The sequence below is a fragment of the Nocardia sp. NPDC050378 genome (assembly GCF_040655675.1).
Classification (GTDB): domain Bacteria; phylum Actinomycetota; class Actinomycetes; order Mycobacteriales; family Mycobacteriaceae; genus Nocardia; species Nocardia coubleae.
This window is the reverse complement of record NZ_JBFAKI010000001.1, coordinates 487,498-512,062: the sequence shown is the minus strand read 5'-3', so window position 1 is coordinate 512,062 and position 24,565 is coordinate 487,498. Positions and strand designations below refer to the sequence as shown.

The following is a 24,565-nucleotide window of genomic DNA, read 5'->3' as shown; positions in this document are numbered from 1 at the left end:
TCTCACGCCCCGTACGGGTTCGCGGCACGGGCGGTACGCAACGCCTCACCCCACCAAGTCAATTGCCTCAGCATGATCTTGGTGGCGGTGACCGCGTCGACCGGATCGGCCAGCTCGCCCGCGTCGTCGAATCGCCGCCACGGGTTCGCGAAGCTGACCGTGTCGCGGATGGTGACCGCGTGTAGTTCGGCGAAGACGGGCCGCAAGTGTTCCACCGCGCGCAGACCGCCGGAGATCCCGCCGTAGGAAACGAAACCCACCGGCTTGGCCTGCCATTCGACGTGATGTTCGTCGATCAGGTTCTTCAACGCACCCGGGTAGCTGTGGTTGTACTCTGGTGTCACCACCACGAAAGCGTCCGCGCGGGAGAGCTTTTCAGTCGTCTCTGCCCGCGACGGGTGATCGGTGACCACACCGAAGGCGTGCGACAGCGCGACCTGCCGGGTATCGACGATCTCCACCTCCAGGGCGCCGTCGCGCCGGAGCTCACCGACGAACCAGTCCGCGACGGTCGTACCGAACCGACCCTCCCGGGTGCTGCCGACAACCACCGCGACTCGCAGCGGAGCCGTACCAAGACCGCCTCGCGACCCTTCGGAATCGACGTGCCAGTTGCTCATTGAGGCCCCTCCTCTGGACGATCGCACCAGCTCTGGCGCTGCCACAGCCTCCAACCTCAACTTAAATTCAGGTCAACCCATGTGATCGAAGCCATATCCCCGCTGAGCCCGACCACCACCGCGTCAGTGGCTTTCCGAATACGCCACTGCCGCGCCGAGATTCCCCGCCGCCAGGTCTTCCGGTGCGATGAAGCAGTAGAACATCCCCATGTCACCGAACCCGATGCCATTGCCACCGTCGTGGTCGATCTGGACAAGCAACAGCTGCCCCTCCGGCAGATCCCGGTGCGAGTAGAAGCGCTGTTCCGCCGCGCTACCGGGCAGAACTCCGCGGTCGTTCTCACCCTGAATCTGGTACGACCAGCCGCCGATCTGATGCCAGGGTTCAGTAACGGCCGACCGTGCCGCGTCGAATTTCTCCGCCGCCTCGAACAGCAGCTCGTCGAACTCGTCTTCCCAATCGTCCAGGGCAGGCAGCGGCATCTCATAGCAGGTGGGTAGCGTGGGGATGATCCGGCAGGTCAACGGTATGCGCGGGTACGCCCTGCGCTGGTCGACCAGCCGAGACGGGATATCAGCCTCGGTGGTCGCCACCCCGGCGGGGAACCAGCAGACGATCCCACCGCCGTCATGAAACAGCGAAATGGTCCCCGCATCAGGCAAATTCAGATCTATCGCGGGTAGCTTGCCCAGATCGATGGTGGCGACGTGTTCGTAGTAGTGCCCCTCGGTTCTCGGCCAGTCGAAGCCCTCCGGCAACACCGGTGCGCCACCGAGCCATCCGACGATCTCGTCGTCGTCCTTCGCATGCATGAGACGGATCGCGTCGCGCACGGCGAGCCGATAGTCATCCTGGTATCGCTTGGGGATGTGTTCGCGGATCAAGGTGTACAGATCGGGCTCGCTCATGAGCACATCGAATCAGCTACCACCGACAACGATCCGAACGCAGGACCGTCCCGGCGTCAGCCGCCCAGCTTCACGCACTCGGCGGCGATCTTCGCTTGAGCCGCTCCCACTTTGGCCGCGTCTTCCTCGTTGAGCTCCTTGGCCTGGTCGCCGGCCTGGCCGTTGGCGACCATCACGCGCAGGCCGCCTTGGGACATGCCCGAGTCGAGGAAGACCTGGGCGGCGCAGTCGGCGAGTGATACGTCCTTCAAACCCTTGTCCTGCAGGGACTTCGACAGTTCTGCCTGGGTTACCGCAGGCTCGTCGCTGCCGCAGGCCGACAGTGCCGGCAGCGCTATCAGCGCTGCGGCGATCAGACAGATCCGCACTCTGTGTCCTCCCGGTCGACGCGCATCGGCCGATGCGTGGCCGCCATGGATCATGCCCGAACGGCGACGGATGAGCCATACCCTTGAACTGACTCACGAGTAAGATCGGGTCATGGGAGAGCACATCGATCTGCGGTTCGAGAACGCACGCGCTTATGTCACGCTGAATCGTCCGGCGAAACACAACGGACTGACGCTGGAAATGTTGCGTGACCTAGTCGCAGCGGCAGATGCGGTGTCCGGGCACAAAGAAATTCGCGCGGTCATCGTGACAGGTAACGGCCCGAGTTTCAGTAGCGGACTCGATATAGCCGCTGCGACGCGCGACCCGATCGCCATTGTGCGTGAATTCCTGCCGCGACCGTGGCGGGGCACCAATACTTTTCAGGAAGCCTGCTGGGCATGGCGTCGCCTTGACGTCCCGGTGATCGCCGCGGTGCACGGCCGCTGCTTCGGCGGCGGACTGCAACTCGCCCTCGCGGCCGACTTCCGCATCGCCGCCCCGGACGCCGAGTTCTCGGTGATGGAAGCCGCGCACGGCCTCATTCCCGACATGTCGGGCACCGCATCGTTGTCGCAGCTCATCGGCATCGATCAGGCCCTGCTGCTCACCATGACCGCCGAGCGCGTCGACGCCGATCACGCCAGGAGGATCGGTCTGGTCACCGATATCGCCGACGATCCGGTGGCCGCCGCCGAGTCCCTGGCCGATCGGATCGCGGCCCGCGATCCCCGCGCGGTCGCCGCCGCCAAGCGCCTGTTCGACCGTTCCTGGCATCGACGCGCACGCGGCAGTTTCGCCGCGGAGCGGGCGGCACAAATCCCCCTGCTGCTGCGTAAGGCAATTATTCGCTGACGCGGACAAATAAACCCAACCCCAACTCTAGGCCGCGTCACAGTACTTTCTTCCGCCTCCGGCTGTTAGTTTCAGTTCACTCAATCCGACGGAAAAGTGCACCCGCTTCAACCGGGTGTGCTTATTCCCGTGTGCCCGGAGGCTGACGTGAACTCGCTCGCGATGACCGTATTGACGGGGGCCACCGCACTACTGCTCGTGGGGACGGCGCCCGCCGCGGCCGACCCGAACGCGATCAACCCGATCCCGGTCCTCAACGGCACCTACGGCCTGCCGGTCTTGCACGGCCGGGCACAGGCCGTGTTCCAGGTGACCGGCATGGCGAGCCCGAACGCCACCCACACCTACAACGTCCTCGGCACCGACCTGGGGATCATGTGGGACAACGGGCACGGCGAGATGCTCACCGCCTTCGGTGACACCGCGGGCGTCGGCCTCCCGAACCTGTTGCGCGACAGCAAGTGGGCTTGGCGCTCGAATTTCCTGGCCCGCAGTTTCAGCCGCAATCCGGCCGAGGGCATCCATTTCCACAGCGTGGTGCGCGACGGTATCGGCCAGGCCCGCGAACTCGTCTTCAGCCCGAAGGACGGCGAGGAGATCAGCCGGATTCCCACGGCGGGCGTGTCGGTCGGCGGGGTGCAGTACATGTCGTTGATGTCGGTGCGCAGCTGGGATGCGCCCGGCGAATGGAGCACGAACTACTCGGGGCTGGCCGCGTCGTCGGACAACGGCGAGACATGGGCGGACCTTGCCCATACTCGGAGGCCGAACGACCACGGCCACAACAAGTTCCAGATGAATGCTTTCCTGAAGGACGGCGGCTACGTCTACGAGTTCGGCACCCCGCCTGGCCGCGACAACGAAGCCTTCCTCGCCCGCGTGCCCGAGGGCGAGATCGAGAATCTGGACGCCTACGAGTACTGGGACGGCGGTGGCTGGCAGCGCGGCGACGCGAACGCCGCGGCCCCCATCATGGCCGGGGCAGCCGAACTGTCGGTCATGTACAACGAGCACCTCGGCCAGTTCGTCTCCCTCACCACCGACCCCGGCAACTCGGTGGTGCTGCGCCGCGCACCGTCACCGGAAGGCCCGTGGAGCCCGCCCGAGATCCTCATCGATGCCCGCGAACTGCCCACCGCGTACGCCCCACAGATCTTCCCGTACCAGACCGGCCGCGACCTCTATTTCCTCACAACCGTCCACACCCAGTACAACGTCATCCTGATGCGCACATCCCTCTGACAGTTCGACCACCGCAAGTAAGCACATGGGTAACTCACCGGGCACGGGCTACCATGACAGCGACATCCCGCCAGCCGCGTCGCAACCGAGAACGCACCTGAGTCTGGCCAGAATTCGCGGGGAGGCGGAACAGCATGGACGCGGCGGAGTGGGACGCACGCTATGCCCGCAGCGAATTGGTCTGGGGCGCACCGCCCAACAGCACGGTTGTCGAATACGTCCACGGCCTCGACCGCAGGCTCCCGCTGCAAGCCGACGGCACCGCCGCCCCGATGCGCGCCCTCGATCTGGCCTGCGGTGAAGGCCGTCACGCGCTGTGGCTGGCCACTCACGGCTGGCAGGTGCAGGCCGTCGACTTCGCCCAGGTGGGTATCGACAAGGGGCGAACGGTCGCCGCACGCCTGTCGCGTTCGGTACGTTCGCGCGTCGAGTGGACCTGCGCCGACATCACCGACCTCGATGCTGCGGGGGTCAGCGGTCCGTTCGAACTGATCCTGATGGTCTTCGTCCATATGCCACCGCAGGAGCGGCGCCCGCTCCTCCATCAACTCGCGTCGATGCTCGCCCCCGGCGGCATGCTGCTGGTCCTGGGCCACGCCACCCGCAACATCACCGACGGTTACGGCGGCCCTCAGGACCCGAGCATCCTGTTCACCCCGGAGGACATCCGCGCCGACCTGGACGGCACCGGCGTCACCGTCACCACCGCCCGCGAGGTGTTCCGCCCCACCGAGGGGCCGGACGCCATCGACTCGCTGGTCGTGGCCGAACTGTCCGAACCTGCCGAGTAACTGCTGGGCGAAAGCCGCGACGACAAGCGGTCGAAACGACCGCGAGGCTGCTCGACGACAGTCCGCGGCGTCAGTCGAAACGACCGCGCAGCTGCTCGGCGAATTCCCGCGCCGACGCCAGATCGTCCGCGTTGGGCCGCCCCTTGTTCAGCCCGCCGACCAGCCCGAGCGGTCCCATCGTGTCGAGCCCACGGCACGAGAACCCACCGACCAGCTCGAACCCTTTGCCTTCGAGCTGCTCGCCGAGATTGCGCAGATAGGGACGCACCCGCAGTTCGGGCAGCCCGCTGGTCGCGAAGATGAAGGCGTCACGGTTCTGTCCGGCGGGCAGCGCGCCGACGAAGGCGCGCAGCCGGGCGTCGAGCGACATCCAGTACACCCCCGATCCGAATCCGATCAGGTCGTAATCACCCAGCTCGGCGGCGCTGATCTCGGCCGGATCAACCACCCGCGCGTCGAGCACCGAGCCGATGGCGTCGGCGACCTTCCTGGTGTTGCCGAGCGCCTTGGACGTGCACACGATGAGCGCTTTCATTGGCTCCCCCTACCTGGTCCGATGTGCCGAAAGCCTAACTCCACCGGCCGAACCACGGTTGCACTGTCGCCGCGATCACGTCGAATCCGGTGCGGAAGGAATGGGGTTGCTTTGGAATGACGCGTACCTCGGCGGCATCGGCGGGGTCGGGGATCCCGAACGGGTCGCTGCCGCCGTTGATGACGACCACCTGCGCGTCGCCCACCGACACCAGCTCGTCGCGCCGGGACTTCTCCGGCTTTCCGGGCGGGTGCAGCGGGAAGGACAAGGCGATCACCCCGCGCGCACCCAGCTCGACGGCCGTCCGGCACGCCACCCGCGCACCATTGCTCCGGCCGCCCTGCACGAGCGACACACCGGGAAATCGATCGCGCAACGCCGTGACGATCTGGACCCATGCCTGGTCCTGGGCCACCGCATTGCCCGGCGCCCGCCGTCCGGCAACCCGGTACGGCTGCACCACACGGGCTACCGCGGCACCCGCGGCGAGGGCCGAATCACGCACGGTGAGAATGTCTTTCGCATCGACGCCGCCGCCCGCCCCATGGGTCATCACCAGCAGGAATGCCGGATCGGCCACCTCGTCGAGCTCGATCTCGGCCGGTCCGGCTGACGTCTCGATGCGCACACCTCACGGTAGCCCCGCGGTCGCCGCGAGCAACGTCTCGGCACGCGCGCGTGTTTTTCACGTCACATTGCCGGCGAACCCCTTTGCCGAGAGCCTTACCCATCGGTAATATGGCAGATAAGTTACCCGCGAGTAGCATGCGGAAAACCGGTCAGCTACCCGGTGGACGACCTGACGGGCGGGAACGGCACACAACCGACCGCACCAGAACTCAACGGAGAGTGAGTACTCACATGGGCCACTACAAGGCAAACGTTCGCGACCTCGAGTTCAACCTCTTCGAGGTTCTCGGCGTCGGCAAGGTGCTCGACGCGGGCGCCTTCGGCGACCTCGACACCGACACCGTCAAGGAAATGCTCTCCGAGGTCCGTCGCCTGGCCGAGGGCCCGCTGGCCGAGTCGTTCGCCGACGCCGACCGCAACCCGCCGGTCTTCGACCCGAACACCCACACCGTCACCATCCCCGAGTCCTTCAAGAAGTCCTACAAGGCGCTCGAGGACGGCGAGTGGGTCAAGGTCCCGCTGCGCGAGGAGCTCGGTGGCCTCGGTGCCCCGTCGGTCATCGGCTGGGCGCTGGCCGAGATGGTGCTCGGCGCCAACCCGCCGATCCAGATGTACGCCGCAGGCGCGGGCTTCGCTCAGGTGTTCTACAACAACGGCACCGATGAACAGAAGGAATGGGCGAAGAAGATCGCCGAGCGCAACTGGGGCGCCACCATGGTGCTGACCGAGCCCGACGCGGGCTCCGACGTCGGCGCCGGCCGCACCAAGGCGATCAAGCAGGAGGACGGCTCCTGGCACATCGAGGGCGTGAAGCGCTTCATCACCTCGGCCGACTCCGACGACATGTTCGAAAACATCATGCACCTGGTGCTGGCCCGCCCCGAGGGCGCCGGACCGGGCACCAAGGGCCTGTCGCTGTTCTACGTCCCGAAGACCCACTTCGACTTCGAGACCGAGACCTTCGGCGACCGCAACGGTGTGTTCGTCACCAACGTCGAGCACAAGATGGGTATCAAGGCCTCGGCCACCTGTGAGCTCACCTTCGGTGGCCACGGCGTCCCCGCCAAGGGCTGGCTGGTCGGCGAGGTGCACAACGGCATCGCCCAGATGTTCGACGTCATCGAGAACGCGCGAATGATGGTGGGCACCAAGGCCATCGCGACCCTGTCGACCGGTTACCTGAACGCGCTCGAGTACGCCAAGACCCGCGTGCAGGGTGCCGACCTCACCCAGATGACCGACAAGACCGCGCCGCGTGTGACCATCACCCACCACCCGGACGTGCGTCGCGCGCTGGCCATGCAGAAGGCCTACGCCGAGGGCCTGCGTGCCATCTACCTCTACACCGCCGCGCACCAGAACCCGGAGATCGCCGAGGCCGTCTCGGGTGCCGACAAGGACGTCGCGTTCCGCGTGAACGACCTGCTGCTCCCGATCGTCAAGGGTGTCGGTTCCGAGCGCGCCTACCAGTACCTGACCGATTCGCTGCAGACCTTCGGTGGCTCCGGCTTCCTGCAGGACTACCCGATCGAGCAGTACATCCGCGACGCCAAGATCGACTCGCTGTACGAGGGCACCACCGCCATCCAGGCGCAGGACTTCTTCTTCCGCAAGATCGCCCGCGACCGCGGTGTGGCCCTGGCCCACGTGGCGGGCCAGATCCAGAAGTTCCTGGACGCCGACAACGCCAACGAGCGTCTCAAGGGTGAGCGCAAGCTGCTCGCCACCGCGCTCGAGGACGTGCAGGCCATGGCCGCCACCCTGACCGGCCACCTGATGGGTGCCCAGGAGCAGCCGTCCGAGCTGTACAAGGTCGGCCTGGGTTCGGTCCGCTTCCTGATGGCCGTCGGCGACCTGTTCATCGGCTGGATGCTGCTGAACCAGGCCGAGATCGCCCTGGCCGCCCTCGACAACGGCGCCACCGGCTCCGACGTGCCGTTCTACACCGGCAAGGTCGCCTCGGCGCAGTTCTTCGCCCGCAACGTCCTGCCGGAGCTGACCGCCACCCGTCAGATCCTCACCACGCTGGACAACGACATCATGGAGCTGGACGAAGCCGCCTTCTGAGGTTGACAGCTTGAAGGAACGGCCCGGAGCGTTTGCTCCGGGCCGTTTGCCATTTCAGGTCAGTAGTCGAGAGCCTGCAGGACAGCACCACTGGAGAAGATCCGGTCGTATCGACCGCTGCCGCGTTGCTTCAGAATTCCGAGTTCGGTCAGTCGCTTTATTGCCTGGTTGGCGGCTTGGTAGCTCACGCCGTACAGCTCGCTGGCAAGCGTGGCGGTAATCATGGGGTAGCCGATCAGGTCGTCGGCGATCCGCAGCGCAACGCCCTTCACACGGGCAGCGACGAGTCGTTGATGGAAGTCCGAGCGGAGCGACACCAATCGATCGACGCGGCTGACCACCTCGATCGACTCGGCATGCACTGCGGCACAGAAGAATTGGACCCAGTTGTCCCATTCACCGGTGGTGGAGACGCGGAGCAGCTGATCCAAGTATTCCGTGCGGTTTCGTTCCAGCCACGGCGAGATGTTCAGGATGGGATAGCGCAACTCCCGGTACGCCATGAGCTGAAGAACAGCAATCAATCGTCCCAGACGACCGTTTCCATCGTTGCAGGGGTGCAGCGATTCGAATTGATAGTGCGCGGCCGCGATGCGGATCAATGACGGCGTGGAGGACGGCTGCCGAATCCACTGCTCCCAATCGAGCAGACCATCCCGAAGAAGATCGCCCGGGGGCGGAGGAACATACCTAGCCGTAGGAACCCGCCCACGTCCGGCGCCGATGAACACCTGCGTTGTCCGAACGTGACCGGCTTCCGGGCCATCGCTCGGTGTCCCATCGATCAGAACCTGGTGCAATTGCTCGATCATGCTCAGAGTGATGGGCCGACCTTCGGCAAGCCATCCGTAGGCGTGTTCCGCCGCGCTGACGTAGTTCTGCACCTCGCTGACCGAGGCGGACATTTGGCCACGCTCGAGAAAGTCCGCCTCGAAGACATCGCTGAGTGTCGCGTAGGTGCCTTCCAACGCGGAGGTACTTACCGCTTCGCGGCGGGTAGCCGGACGCGCCAGAAGATCAGGATTGGGCAGCAACGTAATTTCAAGGTTAACGAGGCAACCTTGAAATTGGCCTCCATGTTCTCAAGCTTGGCGCGACCGGATACCCTGTGCACTCCCCCGTGCCGGCGGCTGCCGTCTATACCCTCACTCAAGCGAAGTAGTGGTCCGCACCTCGCTGAGCAACTGACTCGAGCAGCATCTGCACGAAGGCTCGTAGGCGCGCCGTCTCCGCGCCAGGTATCCATACCGGGCGCCACACGTGTCCCTGTCCGTCGCTGAACGGTACGTAGACCGTTCCTCGCCGGGGGTAATGCCGCTCGGCATGTGCACCGGCCGGGTGGACCCCGGCGCCGAAAGCGACGGCGGTCAGTACGTCTTCGAAGGTTTGCGCACCGTTCGGGCCTGCCGGACTGATGTGCCAGGTTTCGTCGAGGTAGCGGTGCCAGTACGCGCTTGCGGGTCCGCCGATGGCGATCACCTCGAGGCCCCCCGTGGTGCTGTCGATCGAACTTCTGCGGGCGAGGGCGTGATCGCGCGGAACCACCAGGCCCGTGGGCTCGGTGAGCAGGGCCGGCCCGGCGACCACGTCGTTTTCGCCGACCGGGGAGTGGCTGATGACCAGGTCGAGTTCGTCGCGGCGTAGCGGGCCGAAGACATCGCCCAGGTGGACCTCGCGGGCGTGTACCTCGCATTCGGGATGACGGTTCCGGAACTCCAGGACGGTGTCGACCAGCAGGCTCGCCGCCAAACCGCCGAGGTAGCCCACGCGCAGTGTCCCTTCCACGCTGCGTGCCGCCGCCTGCGCGCGTTCGATGGCCCGGTTCAGTTGCGCGTGAATCGGAATCAGGTCGTCGCGCAGGATCCGGCCGACCGGCGTGAGCCGCACCTGGCGGCTGGTGCGTTCGAAAAGTTGTGCGCCGAAGTGGCGTTCGAGCTTCTTGATGGTTTGGCTGACCCGCGCCTGCGTCAGATACAGCCGTTCCGCGGCCCGTCCGAAGTGCAATTCCTCGCATAGAGCCAGGAAGATCTCGATCTCCTGCCGTTCCATAACTCCCGCTAATCGACCATGTCGGCGACGGCCGTTGATGCACGTGAACGCGACCGGCAGTCTGAAATCACTCCATTCGAAACCGTACGTCCGGGTACCGACACGAATGGGCTTAACGGAACAATTTTCCCACTAAGGGAGTTGCACACTCACATGACCACGACACTGACCGCCCCGCCCCGGGCGGGGACCGACCGGCCGACCCTCGCCCTCGGCGCGCTTGCGCTGGGCGCCTTCGGCATCGGCCTCACCGAATTCGTCATCGTCGGACTGCTGGGCGTGATCGGCGACGACCTGTCCATCTCGGTCCCGACCGCAGGCCTGCTGGTTTCCGGTTATGCCGCGGGCGTCGCCGTCGGAGCGCCGCTGATGACCGCGCTGGGTTCGCGGGTCCCTCGCAAGACCATGCTCGCGACACTCATGGGCCTCTTCATCGCGGGCAACCTGCTGTCGGCCCTGGCCCCCACCTATGAACTGCTGCTCACCGGCCGGATCGTCGCCGCGCTCACCCACGGCGCGTTCTTCGGCATCGGTTCCGTGGTGGCGGCGAGCCTGGTGGCACCCGACCGCCGGGCGGCCGCCATCGCCACGATGTTCACCGGGCTCACCCTGGCCAATGTCGCCGGCGTGCCGCTGGGCACGGCGCTCGGCCAGGCATTCGGCTGGCGGTCGACATTCTGGGCGGTGACCGCCGTCGGGGTGGCCGCGCTGCTCGCCGTCCTCATGCTGGTTCCGCATCAGCCAAGCGGCGAATCCATCTCTCTGACAGAGCAATTGGCTGTGTTCGCTCGGCCGCAGGTGTGGCTGGCGCTGTCGATCACCGCGCTCGGATTCGGTGCCGTCTTCGCGGCGTTCACCTTCTTCGAACCGATCCTGACCGAGGTGACCGGCCTGCCCGACGGTGCCGTCCCGTGGCTGCTCGTCGTTTTCGGCGTCGGCCTGTTCGCGGGAAATATCGTCGGCGGCCGACTGGCCGACCGCGCCCTGCTACCTACGCTGATCGGCGCGCTCGCCGCACTGACCGTGGTGCTGATGATCTTCGCGGTAGTCGCCGGGCATCCGGTCGGCGCGGCCGTCGGCATCCTCGCGCTCGGCGCGACCGGTTTCGCCATCGTCCCCGCAGTGCAGATGCGCGTACTCGACACCGCGGGCGGCGAATCGGCGCTCGGCTCGGCCGCCAATATCTCCGCCTTCAATATCGGCATCGCGGTGGCCTCCTGGCTCGGCGCCGCCGCCATCGACGCCGGGTTCGGGCTGACCGCGCCCGCCTGGATCGGCGCGGCTCTGGCCGCCGCCGCCCTGCTCACCACCCTGTTCGCCCGTGCGCTCGAGCGCCGCGGCTAGACCGACTACCGAGAATCGACGAACCCATGCACGTCTGGAAGAAGATGATGACCGCCGCCATCGCGATCACCGCCACCCTCACCGCAGCCTGCGCCAACACCCAGGCCGCCGCCGCCGACACCGCCAGCACCGCCTGGTCGGTGCCGATGCAGCAGCCGAGCACCGGTTTCGAGCCGAACTGGTCGCTCGACGGATTCGCCCAGCACACACTCCGGCAGGTCGTCCGGGTCACCACCGGCGGTGATTCCGCCCGGATCACCCTTTCCAACCGCTTCGGCCGCACCGATCTGCGCATCGCCTCGGCCACGATCGCCCGTACCGATTCCGGGGCTCGCGTTCATCAGGACACGCTGCGCCCCCTCCGCTTCCACGGCAGCGAAGCCACCACCATCGCCCCCGGCGCCGACCTGACCAGCGACCCCGCCGAGCTGAACCTGTCTCCGCTCGAATTTGCCACGGTCACTTTGTATCTGGACGAACCCACCGGGCCCGCCACCTTCCACGCCCAGGGCTATGCGACGTCCTACCGCGCGCCAGGCAACCACGCCATCGACGCCGACGCCACCGCCTTCACCGAGACAACCCACTCCTGGTACTACCTGTCGAGCGTGCAGATGAGCGGCGCCGCCTCCGCGGATGCGATCGTCGCGTTCGGTGACTCGATCACCGACGGTTTCGGCTCCGACAACGACGGCAACAACCGCTACCCCGACGCCCTGGCCGACCGCCTCGCCGCCGCAGGCACCCCCCGCCCCGTCCTCAACGCGGGCATCGGCGGCAACACCATCATCAGCGATTCGCCCTGGTACGGCGAGAGCGCATTGCGCCGCTTCGACCGTGACGTCCTCGCCCAGGACGGTGCCCGCACGGTCGTCATGCTCGGCGGACTGAACGATATCGGCTTCTCGGAGGTCGATCTGCCGACCTACAAGCCCAACCCGGTCGTCACCGTCGAACAGCTGATCGCGGGCTACCGCGACATGATCGCCCGGGCCCACCGAGCCGGGCTGCGCGTGATCGGCGGAACCCTCCTGCCGATGAAGGGCGCCGAGTACTACACCCCCACCTCCGCCGCCAAACTGCGCGCACTGAACGAATGGATCCGCACCAGCGGCGAATTCGACGCCGTCGCCGACTTCAACACCGCTGTCGCCGACCCGGCCGACCCGGAGCGCCTCGACCCCGCCTTCGACTCCGGCGACCACAAGCACCCGAACGCGGCAGGCTACCGAGCGATGGCCGCCGCAATCGACCTGAACACCCTCTAGGTTCGTCTCTCCCGGACGGCCCGGAGCTTTCGAGCTCCGGGCCGTTTCGTTGTTTCCGGGTGATCTTTGCGGCGTACTCTTGGCTTTACCGTCGTCGGGGTGAGGCTCGGGGGTTGGGATGGCTGAAAGTTCTGCGCTCAGTGTGTATTTGCGCGAGCGGCGGTTGGCGGCGGGGTTGGCGCGGGCGGAGCTGGCGGCTCGTGCGCAGATGGCGCCGCTGCTGGTCACACAGATCGAGACCGGGGCGCTGGTGCCCAATACCGCGATGCTGCAACGGCTTTTCGACAGTCTCGATGTGCCGCCGTGGTACAGGAAGCACATTCTCGTGCTCGGTCTGCCGTCGGTCGATACCGGCGCCGCGCCGACGGCACCGTCGACCGAGGATCTCGCCGACCTCGGCAGTCTCACCCATCCGGCCTGCTACCAGCGCTTCCCCACCATGGACCTGCTCGCCGCGAACGCCGAGTATCAGCGCATCTTCCCCGGCACCGGCGCCGGGGTGAACCTGCTCGAATGGATGTTCCTGAACCCGGCCGCCAAGAAGACCCTGCTCGACTGGACCACCGAAGCTCAGGTGCTCGTGCACGCCTTCCGCATGCTGTCGCCATTGGCTCCCACTCAGCGCGTCACCGCGATCACGACCGCCTGTGCCGTCTCACCCGATTGGGATGCGGTGTGGGCCAGTGAGATCCGGCCGCAAGATGTCGCCCGGCGGCATGTGCGGGTGCGCGACCGCACCACCGGCGTCGAACGCCGCTACCTGCTGCGCATCTACGACCCGGCCTTCCCCACCCGCCCGTGGTGGCTGTACCGGATGATCCCGTCGCGGTAGATACAACAAAACGGCGCCCGTCGAAATCCGACGGGCGCCGTGTTGCACTGCCTCGATGCTCAGCCGGCCGACCCGGAGGCGAAGGCGGCGAGCAGGGGCAGGATCTGGACCAGGGTGTCGAACATGCTTCTCCTTCTAGACGAATAGTCACTTCTTATCAGCGCCGAATTACGCAGCACATAATTCGGATGAACGTGAGAAGAACTCATCTGCACCGACGGCCGATCCCGTCGGTGCGTTCGCACCCGGTCCAGGGCCTGTTACTCGGCAGGCGTCTCGGCGGTGCCGCTGCTCAGCAGCGCGAGCAGCGCGGCCAGGTCCAGACCTTCGGCAGAACCGGTGGCGGGCTCCTCCGCCACGGTCTCGGCCTCGCCCGAGCCGCTGCTCAGCAGGGCGAGCAGGGCCGCAAGGTCCAGGCCCTCGAGCGAGCCGGTCGGCTCCTCCGCGACGGGCTCGGTCTCCGCGGTGCCCGAGGTGAGCCCGCTCAGCAGTTCCGACGACCCGGTGGCCGGTTCCTCGGCGGCCGCGACCCCCATGCCCATCATCGACATGCCAGCCGCCGCGACCATCGCCACACCGAATGCACGAATCTTTGCCATTGTGAACCCCTCATCTTTCAGATTTGCGGCGAATTTCCGCCGCACAAGATGTCTAACACCACGCCAGACCGCTCGGCAGACGTCTGAAAGGGGGGCAAGACAGCAGCCGAGGGTTTGCTCAGGCGCCCGAACCGCTGGTCAGCAGGCGTATCAGACCCGTCATCGCCCACAGCATTGTCGTAACCGGCCACGTCGGCCATTCTTCCGCGATACCGAACACCCGAATCCCCTTGTTACTCATCAATTCACCGTAAAGTCGACAGCTTAGTGATCACCCGATGCGGAACCGATTCCGGTACTCCGCAGGCGTGGTGTCGAGCCGGCGGCGAAAGGCACGCGCCAGCGTGTCGACGGTGTTGAACCCACAGCCCGCCGCGATGCGCTGCAGCGTTTCGTCGGTCGTCTCGAGCCGATGCCGCGCGACCTCCACCCGCGCCGCCTCGATATAAGCGGCAGGCGTCATCCCCAGCTCGGTCCGAAAGATCCGGGTGAGCTGGCGTTCGCTCACGTGCGCTTGTTCGGCCAGCTCGGTCACCGTGAGCGGACGCGCGATATTGCCCGCGATGTAGTGCCGCAGCTCGTCGATGCGACGGGTGGTGGAGACCGGCTCGAGCGACACACTGAACTGACTCTGCCCACTCGGCCGCTTCAGGAACATCACCAGCTGACGGGCGACGCGCAGCGCGAGTTCCTCACCGAAGTCGTCGGCGACCAGCGCCAACGTGAGATCGAGACAGGCGGTGAGCCCCGCACCGGTCCATACATTGTCGTCGCGGATATAGATCGGATCGGCATCGACCCGCACCGCCGGATGCTCGGCGGCGAGTTGGTGCGCGGTCGACCAGTGCGTGGTGGCGCGCTTGCCGTCGAGCAACCCCGCCGCCGCGAGCACATGCGCACCGACACACACCGAAGCCACCCGGCGCGCACCGGTCGCCATCGTCGAAACAGCCTTTACTACAGCGGGTTCCACGACCGCGCGAACTTGTCGTCGTTCATCGGTCTCGACCGCGCCCGGCACGACGATCGTGTCGATCCGCCGCCCGGCCAACCCGTCGAACGTCACGTCGGGCAGCACCCGGACACCCGCTGAGGTCGTGACGGGATCCAGCGTCTCGGCGGCCAGCACCACCTCGTAGCCGGTCGGCTCGTCCATCTCCCGTTGCAGCAGCGAGAACACCTCGGGCGGCCCCGTCACGTCGAGCAGGTCGACCCCCTCGAACAGCACCACCACAATGAGCCGTCCCACCATCCACCTCCTGCCGATGTCCTAATCTGCAGGTTACATGACATTGCAGACATCACCGCCCGGCCATAGCGTTGAACCCATGACCTCCACAACCCTGCGCCAGCTCAGCGGCCTCGACGAAACCCCCGCCGCCCTCGCCACCTCGACCCTGATCCTGGTCGACTATCAGAACACCTACACCCGCGGTGTCATGGAACTGACCGGCTGGGAACAGGCGATCGACGCCGCCGCCGACCTGCTCGAGAAGGCCCGGCAAGCAGGCACCACCGTCATCCACGTGATGCACAACGGCGGCGAGGGCAGCCCCTACGACATCACCACCGACATCGGACGAATCCACCCCAAACTCACCCCCACCGCCGACGAAGCCGTCGTGGTGAAGTCCTTCCCCAACTCCTTCGTCGACACCGAACTGGGCGACCTGGTCGACGCCGCAGGCAACGAATCCGTCGTCATCGCCGGCTTCATGACCCACATGTGCGTCACCTTCACCACCGAAGGCGCCTTCCTCCGAGGCAACAAGCCCACCGTCGTAGCCAACGCCTGCGCCACCCGCCCCCTCGCCGAAGTCACCGCCCCCCAACTCCACGCCGCCGCCCTCGCCACCATCGGCGACATCTACGGAGTGGTAGTCCCGACCCCGGCCGACCTCACCGCCGGATAACCAGCCAGCTCGCGCGACACGAAGTCACGCACTGACCGGATAGCGTGCCTGGAATGCGAGTCTTCGGTCGGCATCGGCGGCGATCCGGTCGAGTTCGTCATCGAGTGCCATGAATACCTGCCAGGATTCCCGGCTATCAGCGACGGCCAGGTGCCGCACCACCAACTCCTCGAGTTCAGGAACGCGCTTCGCCTTCCACACCTTGTCGGCCAGACTGACGAGCAAATCCTCCATCCGCACCTCGGGCGCGGTCCACGAGCCGTGGGTCCACGCGAAGCGCGCCGATTCCTCGGCAAAGCCTTGTGCCACAAGTAGTTCGTACCCGGCCAGCTCGTGGGCCGAACCCGGCCCCGACAGTTCCTCGGGATGGAGAATCTTGCCGATGTCATGTGTTGCCGCGCCGAACAGCACCGCATCGCGGTCGAACAACAGGCCTCGATAGTGGCTGTCGACCCAGTCGGCCAGCTCCCACGCGACCTCGTGAACTGCTCGAAGGTGAGCGGCCAGACGAGGTGGAGCCGCGAGATTTCGCAGGAGATCTTCCACTCGCGCGGGCAGCGGTCTGAGACCTGGGTCAGTCAGAGCATGTTGGAGAAGGATGCGGCTCAACGGCGACCTCTTCGAGCGTGATGCCGAGGTTGACAGATCTCGATCAGCGCGTAACCAGGCAAAGGGTGAAATCTTCTGTGCTGCGGGCGCCCTGCGGGTGACGGGATGCTAGTTCAGTGGGGCATCCCGCCACCAGTTCATGACCTCGTCCGGTGTGCCGTATCCGTCGGTGAACATGAGGAAGGTTGCGCGTTGGGCGTCGCCCGAAAAGGTGGTGATGATCTTGTTTCCGTTGTTGGTGTACTGATGGTTCGTGTACGCGCGGCCGTGATTGAGGTCGGTTGTCACCGATGACGGAGGGAGGGCGGCGACCACCGACTGAACGTCGACGGCGGAGTGGTAGGCGTAGATCCGATAGAGGGGGTCGTTGCCATCCCCTCCGCCATAACACCGCCACTGCCACGCCCAGTTGCCGAATTCCGGGTCGCCGGCATTGGCGCTGGGAACGTACCCGCGATCGGTCTGCCAGCAGGTCGCACCCCGGTACCCGATTTCACTTTCCGCACTCTGCGGAACCAACCGCGGAAACGCAGCGCTGATCGATTCGGCGGTCGGCGTGACGACCTCCGACGAACCGCTGGGCAGGCCGGGAACCGCCGAAGCCTGAGCCCCCGACAACGTCAACGCGAGCCCCACCACGACAGCAGACCCAAATGCCCTCATCTTGTACACAGCCGATCCTCCGAATGATTAGTAATCAGCACCGCCCCCGCAGTATTCGACGAGAGGTGCTCTGAACGCGCGCGGCAAACACGATGCGGACACCGACCGTATGTGTGTCGCGCTACGGCACTGCCTACACCGACCCAGAGTTTCCCTATGAGCTGCCGGACTGACCGAAGAAGCGCCGGAAACGCACTGCCGGCGAAGACCGTGCTCGGTGAGGGTTGTCGATGGCGGCCTTTTCCTGGATTCGGCGGCGCCGTATACGAAGCGCGACCCCATGTTCCACTGGCCGTTCGGCGACAAGGTCTTCTTCGGTCATCTCGACCAGGACCGAGCCGCCGAGTTGTGTGTCGAGGGCCGCGTGCCGGTATGGCAAATGCCCCGTCGGGGGACGGGGCATTTGCTTTCTACGTGCTGATGAATCAGGGGGTGGTGGTGTCCGGGTCGGTCGGCTCTTCGGCGCCGGCGGAGCCCGAGGACAGGGCCTCGAGGATGGTAGCCAGGCTGTCAGCCGAACCGGTGTCCGGAGTCTCCGCGGGCTCCTCCGCGATGTCGGCCGGATCGGTCGGCTCTTCCGCGCCGGCCGAACCCGAGGACAGGGCCTCGAGGATGGTGGCCAGGCTGTCAGCCGAACCGGTGTCCGGGGTCTCCGCCGGCTCCTCGGCGATGTCGGTGGCCGGATCGGTCGGGTCCTCCGCAGCAGCCGAACCGGACGACAGGGCCTCGACGATGGCGGCCAGGCTTTCGGAGGAGCCGGTTGCGGGCTCTTCGGCGGCGGAGGCGACGCCGGTGCCGAACATGGCGATGCCGGCCGCGAGGGCGATGCCGAAGCCGAGCGTGCGGATCTTCTTCATGAAGTGAAACCCCTTGGTATTAAGCATGATTGCCGACAGCGTTGCCGACTGGAATGTTTCTAACACGGGTGGCGGACAGTTCCGCAGACACTTGTTTTCGGGGCACTTGCCAGGGCAATGCTGAACATTTGCCGTCGAGGTGGAGGTAATCGGAGAGCGGTGCGAGGGTTTCAGAACGATCGTTCGGAATCGAGAACTCGATGCCAGGTGGAAAAGTTGAACACTGCAGTACAAGCGGTCGGTTGCGGCTCAGAGGCGGATTCGACCCGAAGCCCGATGCACTCGTGATCTTTCGGCACGGTGCCGAACCCATCTTGATACCCAGCTAATACCTGGCGTACACCATGATTGATGTCACACGCTGGACCAGTAACAGAACGATCAGCCAGAACGATTGTCGCGCAACCGGTTTGATTGACACTGTATAGCTACATGTTGCCCGCCATATAACCACGTGCACAACGGAAAAGGCCGCATATCCCGAATGGGATACGCGGCCTTCCGGCAACGAAGAACTCAGCGCACGGTGGCGGTGAGGTGGGGGAAACCCTTCTTGGGGTGCAGCATCGACAGATCCCAGCCGGTATCGGCCTTCTCGGCGTAGATGTTCACCGAGGAAGGCAGGAGGATCGGCTTACCGAATTTGACCGTGTAGGTGGCCTTTTCGGGGACCCGGCCCTCGATGGTGCCGAGGATGGTCGCCGCCGACCACATGCCGTGGGCGATGGTGGTGGGGAAACCCATTGCCTTGGCGCCGATTCCGGAGACGTGGATCGGGTTGCGATCGCCCGAAGCGGCGGCGTAGCGGTTGATCATCTTCTGGTCGACGCGCTGGACACGCAGCGGGGGCGGCGGGACCTCGTCGGCGGGGGGCGCGGACTTCGGGCCACCGGACAGCGAGGTGCGCTGCTGGTGCAGCATGGTCGCCACCTGACGCCACACCAGTTCCCGGCCGACGCGGATCTCGGTGACCGCGTCCACCAGCAGGCCCTTCGGGTGTTCCCGCAGGTTCTCGGTGTAGACGGTGAAGTCCAACGGCTCGGCCGCCGAGATCTCACGGGTGCGTTCGATGACGTTCGAGAAGTGCACCGAACCCACTGCGGTGAACGGGAAGTCGCGCGCCACAAGCAGTTCCATCATCAGCGGGAACGCCAGGACGAACGGATAGGTGAGCGGGAGGGTATCGCCGAAGCGCAGGCCGGTGGCGTGGCAGTAGGCGGCGAGGTGGTCGGGGTCGACCTGGACACCCTCGATGGTGACCCGCCGGTCGGGCAGGGCGGGCTTGCGGCCCGAGAGCGGCGCGGGCAGCGGGACTGCGCCGATCGCCGCCTTCGCGTACAGCGCGCCGTTGCCCGGGATCTCGGTGAGCGTGATGGTCTCGGTCATCAGGCGCCGATCAGGCTCTGCCCGCAGACGCGAACAACGTTGCCGCTCACCGCGTTCGACGCCGGGCTGGCGAAGTAGGCGATGGTCTCGGCGACGTCGACGGTCTGGCCGCCCTGCAGCAGCGAGCTCATCAGGCGGCCCGCCTCGCGGGTGCCGACGGGGATGGCGGCGGTCATGGCGGTTTCGATGAAGCCGGGCGCCACCGCGTTGATGGTGATGCCCTTCTCCGACAGCAGCGGCGCCTCGGCGTCGACCATGCCGATGACGCCCGCCTTGGAGGCGCCGTAGTTGGTCTGGCCGCGGTTGCCCGCGATGCCGGCGATGGAGGACACGTCGATCACGCGGCCACCCTCCTTGAGCACACCCTTGGCGACGAGGCCGGAGGTGATGCGGTGCGGTGCGGCGAGGTTGACGTTGATGACCGAGTTCCAGCGGCCCTCGTCCATGTTGGCGAGCAGCTTGTCGCGGGTGATGCCGGCGTTGTGGACGACGATGTCGATGCCGCCGAAGCGCTCGGTGGCGAACTCGGCGAGGCGCTCGGCGGCGTCGGGCGCGGTGACGTCGAGCGCCAGGGCGGTGGCGCCGACCTTGTTGGCGGTCTCGGACAGGGCCTCACCGGCGGCGGGGATGTCGGCGACGATCACGGTGGCGCCGTCACGGGCGAACACCTCGGCGATGGTTGCGCCGATACCGCGCGCGGCGCCGGTGACCACGGCGACCTTGCCCGCGAGGGGCTTGTCCCAGCTGGCGGGGGCGACGGACTCGGCCTTGCCGACGCGGATGACCTGGCCGTCGACGAACGCCGACTTGGCCGAGAGCAGGAAGCGCAGGGTCGACTCGACACCGGTGGCCGAGGAGCCGGCCTCGGGGTGCACGTAGACGAGCTGGGCGGTGGCGCCGCGCAGCAGCTCCTTGGCCACGGACCGGGTGAAGCCCTCGAGCGCGCGCTGGGCGATCTGCTCGTCGACCGAACCGACCAGCTCCGGTGTGCTGCCGAGCACCACGACGCGGCCCGACGGCGCGATGTTGCGCATGGCGGGCTGGAAGAACTCGAACAGCTGCTCGAGCTTCTCGATGGAGTCGATACCGGTGGCATCGAAGACCAGCGCGCCGTACTTGGTTCCGGACTCGAACGAGTCGGCGATGGTGTAATCGGTGAGCAGGGCACGGATCGGCTCGGCGAGGCGACCCTTGCCGCCGAGCAGCACCGGGCCCGGAAGCGCGGGCTCGCCTGCCTTGTAGCGGCGCAGCTCCGCGGGCTGGGGCAGGCCCAGCTTGCTCGCGAGGAACGCGCCGGGGGCGGAGTGGATGAAGGATCCGTAGAGGTTGGGTGCGCCCTTGCTCTTGGCTGCCACTGTTCCTACCTTCACATTCGCGGGTACGGTGTCGACAACGAACTTACTCCAGAGTAAGTTGGATGACAACCGATCACCCGACGAGACCATGGAGAACTCGAGTGACAAGCAAAGCCCGCTCGACGGCGGCCAAGGCAAGTACCGCCAAAACCGCGAAGACGCAGCGCCCGGTCGCGATCGTTGGCGGTAACCGAATCCCGTTCGCGCGCTCCGACAAGGCCTACGCGCACGCGTCCAACCAGGACATGTTCACCGCCACCCTCGACGGGCTGGTCAGCCGCTTCGGCCTGCAGGGCGAACGCCTCGGCATGGTCGTCGGCGGCGCCGTGCTCAAGCGCGTCGGCGAGCACAGCCTGATCCGTGAGAGCGTGCTCGGTTCCAAGCTCTCGCCCTACACCCCCGCACACGACCTGCAGCTCGCCTGTGGCACCGGCCTGCAGGCCGTGGCGACCGTCGGCGACGCGATCGCGATGGGCCGCATCGACGCGGGCATCGGCGGCGGTACCGACACCACCTCCGACGCGCCGATCGGCGTGAGCGAGGACATGCGCGAGTGGATGCTCAACGCCAACCGCGCCAAGACCAACAAGGACCGGCTCAAGCTGGTCGGGCAGCTGCGGCCCTCGATGCTCGGCATCGAGATCCCGCGCAACGCCGAGCCGCGCACCGGGCTGTCGATGGGTGAGCACGCCGCCATCACCGCCAAGGAATTCGGCGTCTCCCGCGAGGCACAGGACGAGCTGGCCTATCTCTCGCACAAGAACATGGCCGCCGCCTACGACCGTGGTTTCTTCGACGACCTGATCACCCCGTTCCTCGGCCTGACCCGCGACGACAACCTGCGTCCCGGTTCGACGGTCGAGAAGCTGGCCACGCTGAAGCCGGTGTTCGGCACCAAGCTGGGCGACGCCACCATGACCGCGGGCAACTCCACCCCGCTCACCGACGGCGCGTCGGCGGTGCTGCTGTCGACCGACGAGTGGGCCGCCGAGCGCAAGCTGCCGGTGCTCGCGCACCTGGTGGACTCCGAGGTGGCCTCGGTGGACTACATCCACGGCCCCGACGGCCTGCTGATGGCGCCCACCTACGCGGTGCCGCGTCTGCTTGCCCGCAACGGCCTGACACTGCAGGACTTCGACTACTACGAGATCCACGAGGCTTTCGCCTCCGTGGTGCTGTGCACGCTCGCCGCGTGGGAGTCCGACGCCTACTGCAAGGAGCGCCTGGGTCTCGACGGCGCGCTCGGCTCGATCGACCGCAGCAAGCTCAATGTGAACGGTTCCTCGCTCGCCGCGGGCCACCCGTTCGCCGCGACCGGCGGCCGGATCGTCGCATCCACCGCGAAGATGCTGGCGGAGAAGGGTTCCGGTCGCGCGCTGGTCTCCATCTGCGCTGCGGGCGGCCAGGGCGTCGTCGCGATCATCGAGCGCTAAAACACACGACAACGGCGGGTGGCTTCCGAGGAAGCCACCCGCCGTTCGCGTTCTCAGGTCAGCGGCAGATCGGGCTGGGGTGGGGTTCGGAGGATGCCCAGATGCCGCAAACGAGGATCTTCATGATGCCGAGGGGGAAGTCGACCAGCGCGGAGCCGGTGCCCGCGGAACCGGTCTCGGCGATGACCGCGGGCTGCGCGGGTGCTGCGAGGGCCGGGGAGGTGGCGCCCGCGGCGATGCCCGCGACGGCAGCGGTGGTGACGAGGACTCGGATCATTCGACGGTGCATGGGGGAACCTCTCGGGTAACTGAGCAGAGCTAACTGTCACATCGGGGGTTTCAGCGAGCGCGTTTCCGAAACTTGTGGGGGCTTGACTCGCGAAACTTATTGTGTAACTGGCTATTCCGTGCCGATCGCGGCGGCGAGCACCGGCCAGGAGGCGTGCAGATCCTGCTCCCAGTAGTGCCAGGTGTGCGCGCCAGCAGGCCGGAACACGGTGTGCGCCGGGATGTTCAACTCGGCAAGGCGAGCAGCCAGCCGCTGAGTACAGAAGTTGGCCGCCGCTTCGATGGCACCGCCGAGCATGATCTGGTTGGCCATGCCGAGGGCTTTGCCGGGAGTCGCTCCGGGCGGAAGGGTTTCGGCGGGCCCGGGGAGCCCGGAGGCGCTGGACAGGTAGATCGCCTTGCCGCGCAGTCGATCCGCGTTGAGGTAGGCGTCGTTGGCACGCCAGGCGGGGTGGTCGGGCGGGCCCCACATGTTCACCGGATCGGCGCCGGCGCGGGCCAGAACCAGGTCGATGAACGCGCGGCTCATCGGATCTTCGACCGTGGCGCAGCCGCTGAAGGCACCGACGGCGCGGTAGCGGTCGGGCGCGGTGATGGCCAGGTTCAAGGCGGACGTGGCCGACATGGACAGGCCCGCAACGGCATTCACCCCGGTGGTGTCGAGGGTGGCGTCGATGATCGGCGGTAGCTCCTCGGTGAGGAAGGTCTGCCACTTGTTGCGTCCGAGCTCGGGGTCGTCGCGCTGCCAGTCGGTGTAGTAGGAGAACGCGCCCTCGGCGGGGGTGACCACGTTGACGTTCTTGTCGGCGAAGAACTCGACGATGTCGGTCTGGTCGTACCAGTTCGCCACGTCCTCGCCCCCGCCCGCCCCGTTCAGCAGATACAGGGTCGGGCGGGGTTCGCTGGTGTCGAAGGGTGTGATGACCCGCAACGGGATCACCCGGTCCATCGACGCGGAGTACACGTGCAGCGTCTGCTGCCGCTGGCCGGGCCGCTCGACGCTGTCGAGGCGGGAGACGTCGGCCCCGGCCGTGCCGACCGTGAGCACGATCGACGCCGAGACCGCTGCCACGATCGAACACAGCCGGGCGAACATCAGCTGCCGATCAGGTTGCGCAGCACGTCGGAGAGGATGTCGGTCGCCGAACCGGTGGAGCTCAGCTGACCCTCGGAGGATCCGAGGCCGTTCTCGCCGAGACTGCCGATCACCGTCTCGCCCGCATTGGCGCCGCGCGCGGTGAAACACGCGGTGAGGTTGGGCATTTCGTTGCTCACGCCCACCGTGCCCGCGACGCCGACACCACCGCTGGTCACCTGCTGACCTGGCTGCAACGAGGACGGAACCGGGTAGGTGATGGTGAGGGTCACGGGGTTGCCCGAGTTCACGAACCAGCCGGTGCTGGTGACCTTCCAGCCGCCCGCGTTCGGTTCGGGCGTCACATCCTCGGTGACCTGGCCGCCGATGGCGTGATAGGCGGTGACAGTGGTCTTGACGGGGGCACCGAAGCCGCTGGGTGGGAAGTCGGTGATGGTGTTGACGTAGGGGTTGCCGATGCCGGTGGTCCCGACGACCACCTTGTAGGTGACCGTGGTGCCCACGCCGATCTCCTCGGCGCTCGCGATCTTGTCGTAGACGTGGGTGACGCCGACGGTGCTCGCGTCGCGCTTCTCGGCGTGACTACGAACCGAGCAGGTGGTGTCGGCGGCGGCGACGCCGGAGCCGAGGGCTACGCCCGCGCAGGCGACGACCAGCGCGGTCGTGGCGATTCCCGCGGCGGTGCGCGAAGTCCGGAACATGATTTCCTCCAAAGCCGCACCCTGAACGGGTGGGGCGAATCCTCATCGAGTGGTGCTCCCCCTCTGGCGACAAGGTAACGGTGGAACTGGACAGTTGTCCTGGAAAACAGGAACGTGTTCCACTATTTGTGGAACATCCTTGTTTTACTCTTGA

General features: G+C 66.4%; 28 protein-coding genes. 9 read left to right on the top strand and 19 right to left on the bottom strand.

Annotated features, from left to right (window positions below):
• Positions 1-2: 2 nt before the first annotated feature.
• The 3 genes from AB0I35_RS02360 to AB0I35_RS02350 form a co-directional block, all read right to left on the bottom strand.
• Positions 3-620, bottom strand: a complete 618-nt coding sequence (locus tag AB0I35_RS02360) for an NAD(P)H-dependent oxidoreductase (RefSeq protein ID WP_357393610.1) — start codon at positions 618-620, stop codon at positions 3-5.
• A gap of 123 nt (positions 621-743) precedes the next feature.
• Positions 744-1,529 carry a YwqG family protein gene (locus tag AB0I35_RS02355; protein WP_357393608.1) on the bottom strand — a complete coding sequence of 262 codons (786 nt, stop codon included), beginning with the start codon at positions 1,527-1,529 and terminating at the stop codon, positions 744-746.
• A gap of 56 nt (positions 1,530-1,585) precedes the next feature.
• Entirely contained in the window at positions 1,586-1,897 is a 312-nt protein-coding gene (locus AB0I35_RS02350) for a hypothetical protein (protein ID WP_357393606.1), read from the bottom strand.
• 112 nt (positions 1,898-2,009) lie between these two features.
• On the opposite strand from AB0I35_RS02350, the gene AB0I35_RS02345 reads away from it, so the two are divergent.
• The 3 genes from AB0I35_RS02345 (at position 2,010) to AB0I35_RS02335 (ending at position 4,786) form a co-directional block, all read left to right on the top strand.
• On the top strand, positions 2,010-2,753 hold the full coding sequence (locus AB0I35_RS02345; protein ID WP_357393604.1) for a crotonase/enoyl-CoA hydratase family protein: 744 nt from the start codon (positions 2,010-2,012) through the stop codon (positions 2,751-2,753).
• A 162-nt stretch (positions 2,754-2,915) separates the two neighbouring features.
• Positions 2,916-3,995, top strand: coding sequence for a DUF4185 domain-containing protein (locus tag AB0I35_RS02340; RefSeq protein WP_357393602.1), 1,080 nt, complete (start codon positions 2,916-2,918; stop codon positions 3,993-3,995).
• A gap of 134 nt (positions 3,996-4,129) precedes the next feature.
• Positions 4,130-4,786: a class I SAM-dependent methyltransferase gene (locus AB0I35_RS02335; RefSeq protein ID WP_357393600.1), complete on the top strand. Its 657-nt coding sequence runs from the start codon at positions 4,130-4,132 to the stop codon at positions 4,784-4,786.
• 70 nt (positions 4,787-4,856) lie between these two features.
• Here the strand turns inward: AB0I35_RS02335 and AB0I35_RS02330 are convergent, their stop codons facing one another.
• Both AB0I35_RS02330 and AB0I35_RS02325 read right to left on the bottom strand, forming a co-directional pair.
• Positions 4,857-5,321 (bottom strand): flavodoxin family protein, encoded by a 465-nt coding sequence (locus AB0I35_RS02330; RefSeq protein ID WP_357393598.1) that lies wholly within the window; start codon positions 5,319-5,321, stop codon positions 4,857-4,859.
• A 34-nt stretch (positions 5,322-5,355) separates the two neighbouring features.
• A complete protein-coding gene (locus tag AB0I35_RS02325; protein ID WP_357393596.1) occupies positions 5,356-5,949 on the bottom strand; it encodes an alpha/beta family hydrolase in 594 nt (197 codons plus the stop codon).
• 233 nt (positions 5,950-6,182) lie between these two features.
• On the opposite strand from AB0I35_RS02325, the gene AB0I35_RS02320 reads away from it, so the two are divergent.
• Positions 6,183-8,018, top strand: coding sequence for an acyl-CoA dehydrogenase (locus AB0I35_RS02320; protein WP_357394152.1), 1,836 nt, complete (start codon positions 6,183-6,185; stop codon positions 8,016-8,018).
• Positions 8,019-8,077: 59 nt separating this feature from the next.
• On the opposite strand, the gene AB0I35_RS02315 is transcribed toward AB0I35_RS02320, so the two are convergent.
• Positions 8,078-9,052 (bottom strand): Fic/DOC family N-terminal domain-containing protein, encoded by a 975-nt coding sequence (locus AB0I35_RS02315; protein ID WP_357393594.1) that lies wholly within the window; start codon positions 9,050-9,052, stop codon positions 8,078-8,080.
• 115 nt (positions 9,053-9,167) lie between these two features.
• Positions 9,168-10,067 carry a LysR family transcriptional regulator gene (locus tag AB0I35_RS02310; RefSeq protein ID WP_357393592.1) on the bottom strand — a complete coding sequence of 300 codons (900 nt, stop codon included), beginning with the start codon at positions 10,065-10,067 and terminating at the stop codon, positions 9,168-9,170.
• 153 nt (positions 10,068-10,220) lie between these two features.
• On the opposite strand from AB0I35_RS02310, the gene AB0I35_RS02305 reads away from it, so the two are divergent.
• The 3 genes from AB0I35_RS02305 (at position 10,221) to AB0I35_RS02295 (ending at position 13,511) form a co-directional block, all read left to right on the top strand.
• A complete protein-coding gene (locus AB0I35_RS02305; protein WP_357393591.1) occupies positions 10,221-11,411 on the top strand; it encodes an MFS transporter in 1,191 nt (396 codons plus the stop codon).
• Between the two features lie 26 nt (positions 11,412-11,437).
• Complete coding sequence (locus tag AB0I35_RS02300; RefSeq protein ID WP_357393589.1) at positions 11,438-12,679, top strand: SGNH/GDSL hydrolase family protein; 1,242 nt, start codon at positions 11,438-11,440, stop codon at positions 12,677-12,679.
• Between the two features lie 118 nt (positions 12,680-12,797).
• Positions 12,798-13,511: a helix-turn-helix domain-containing protein gene (locus AB0I35_RS02295; protein ID WP_357393587.1), complete on the top strand. Its 714-nt coding sequence runs from the start codon at positions 12,798-12,800 to the stop codon at positions 13,509-13,511.
• 59 nt (positions 13,512-13,570) lie between these two features.
• Here AB0I35_RS02295 and AB0I35_RS02290 read toward each other — a convergent pair whose 3' ends face one another.
• From AB0I35_RS02290 to AB0I35_RS02275, 4 genes are all read right to left on the bottom strand, one after another.
• Positions 13,571-13,720, bottom strand: coding sequence for a hypothetical protein (locus AB0I35_RS02290; RefSeq protein WP_357150644.1), 150 nt, complete (start codon positions 13,718-13,720; stop codon positions 13,571-13,573).
• 51 nt (positions 13,721-13,771) lie between these two features.
• Positions 13,772-14,110, bottom strand: coding sequence for a hypothetical protein (locus tag AB0I35_RS02285; protein WP_356985502.1), 339 nt, complete (start codon positions 14,108-14,110; stop codon positions 13,772-13,774).
• 118 nt (positions 14,111-14,228) lie between these two features.
• Positions 14,229-14,351 (bottom strand): hypothetical protein, encoded by a 123-nt coding sequence (locus AB0I35_RS02280; protein WP_357393585.1) that lies wholly within the window; start codon positions 14,349-14,351, stop codon positions 14,229-14,231.
• A 30-nt stretch (positions 14,352-14,381) separates the two neighbouring features.
• A complete protein-coding gene (locus tag AB0I35_RS02275; protein WP_357393583.1) occupies positions 14,382-15,359 on the bottom strand; it encodes a DJ-1/PfpI family protein in 978 nt (325 codons plus the stop codon).
• A 79-nt stretch (positions 15,360-15,438) separates the two neighbouring features.
• Between AB0I35_RS02275 and AB0I35_RS02270 the strand changes: the two genes are divergently transcribed.
• Positions 15,439-16,023: a cysteine hydrolase family protein gene (locus AB0I35_RS02270; protein WP_357393581.1), complete on the top strand. Its 585-nt coding sequence runs from the start codon at positions 15,439-15,441 to the stop codon at positions 16,021-16,023.
• A 24-nt stretch (positions 16,024-16,047) separates the two neighbouring features.
• On the opposite strand, the gene AB0I35_RS02265 is transcribed toward AB0I35_RS02270, so the two are convergent.
• The 5 genes from AB0I35_RS02265 to AB0I35_RS02245 form a co-directional block, all read right to left on the bottom strand.
• Positions 16,048-16,569: an HD domain-containing protein gene (locus AB0I35_RS02265; RefSeq protein WP_357393579.1), complete on the bottom strand. Its 522-nt coding sequence runs from the start codon at positions 16,567-16,569 to the stop codon at positions 16,048-16,050.
• A gap of 171 nt (positions 16,570-16,740) precedes the next feature.
• Complete coding sequence (locus tag AB0I35_RS02260) at positions 16,741-17,304, bottom strand: hypothetical protein (protein ID WP_357393577.1); 564 nt, start codon at positions 17,302-17,304, stop codon at positions 16,741-16,743.
• A gap of 416 nt (positions 17,305-17,720) precedes the next feature.
• The gene (locus AB0I35_RS02255; RefSeq protein ID WP_357393575.1) at positions 17,721-18,152 is read right to left on the bottom strand and encodes a hypothetical protein; all 432 of its coding nucleotides are present in this window, start codon (positions 18,150-18,152) and stop codon (positions 17,721-17,723) included.
• 516 nt (positions 18,153-18,668) lie between these two features.
• Complete coding sequence (locus tag AB0I35_RS02250) at positions 18,669-19,538, bottom strand: MaoC/PaaZ C-terminal domain-containing protein (protein WP_357393573.1); 870 nt, start codon at positions 19,536-19,538, stop codon at positions 18,669-18,671.
• Positions 19,538-20,893, bottom strand: coding sequence for a 3-oxoacyl-ACP reductase (locus AB0I35_RS02245; protein WP_357393571.1), 1,356 nt, complete (start codon positions 20,891-20,893; stop codon positions 19,538-19,540). The genes AB0I35_RS02250 and AB0I35_RS02245 overlap by 1 nt, the downstream gene beginning before the upstream one ends.
• Before the next feature lie 101 nt (positions 20,894-20,994).
• Here AB0I35_RS02245 and AB0I35_RS02240 point away from each other — a divergent pair, with 101 nt between their 5' ends.
• Positions 20,995-22,326 carry an acetyl-CoA C-acetyltransferase gene (locus AB0I35_RS02240; protein ID WP_067978445.1) on the top strand — a complete coding sequence of 444 codons (1,332 nt, stop codon included), beginning with the start codon at positions 20,995-20,997 and terminating at the stop codon, positions 22,324-22,326.
• A gap of 58 nt (positions 22,327-22,384) precedes the next feature.
• Here AB0I35_RS02240 and AB0I35_RS02235 read toward each other — a convergent pair whose 3' ends face one another.
• The 3 genes from AB0I35_RS02235 to AB0I35_RS02225 all read right to left on the bottom strand — a co-directional run bounded on the left by AB0I35_RS02235 (position 22,385) and on the right by AB0I35_RS02225 (position 24,411).
• Complete coding sequence (locus AB0I35_RS02235; protein WP_357393568.1) at positions 22,385-22,615, bottom strand: hypothetical protein; 231 nt, start codon at positions 22,613-22,615, stop codon at positions 22,385-22,387.
• A 111-nt stretch (positions 22,616-22,726) separates the two neighbouring features.
• Complete coding sequence (locus tag AB0I35_RS02230) at positions 22,727-23,686, bottom strand: alpha/beta hydrolase family protein (protein WP_357393566.1); 960 nt, start codon at positions 23,684-23,686, stop codon at positions 22,727-22,729.
• 23 nt (positions 23,687-23,709) lie between these two features.
• Entirely contained in the window at positions 23,710-24,411 is a 702-nt protein-coding gene (locus AB0I35_RS02225; RefSeq protein WP_225281528.1) for a hypothetical protein, read from the bottom strand.
• Between the last annotated feature and the right edge of the window lie 154 nt (positions 24,412-24,565).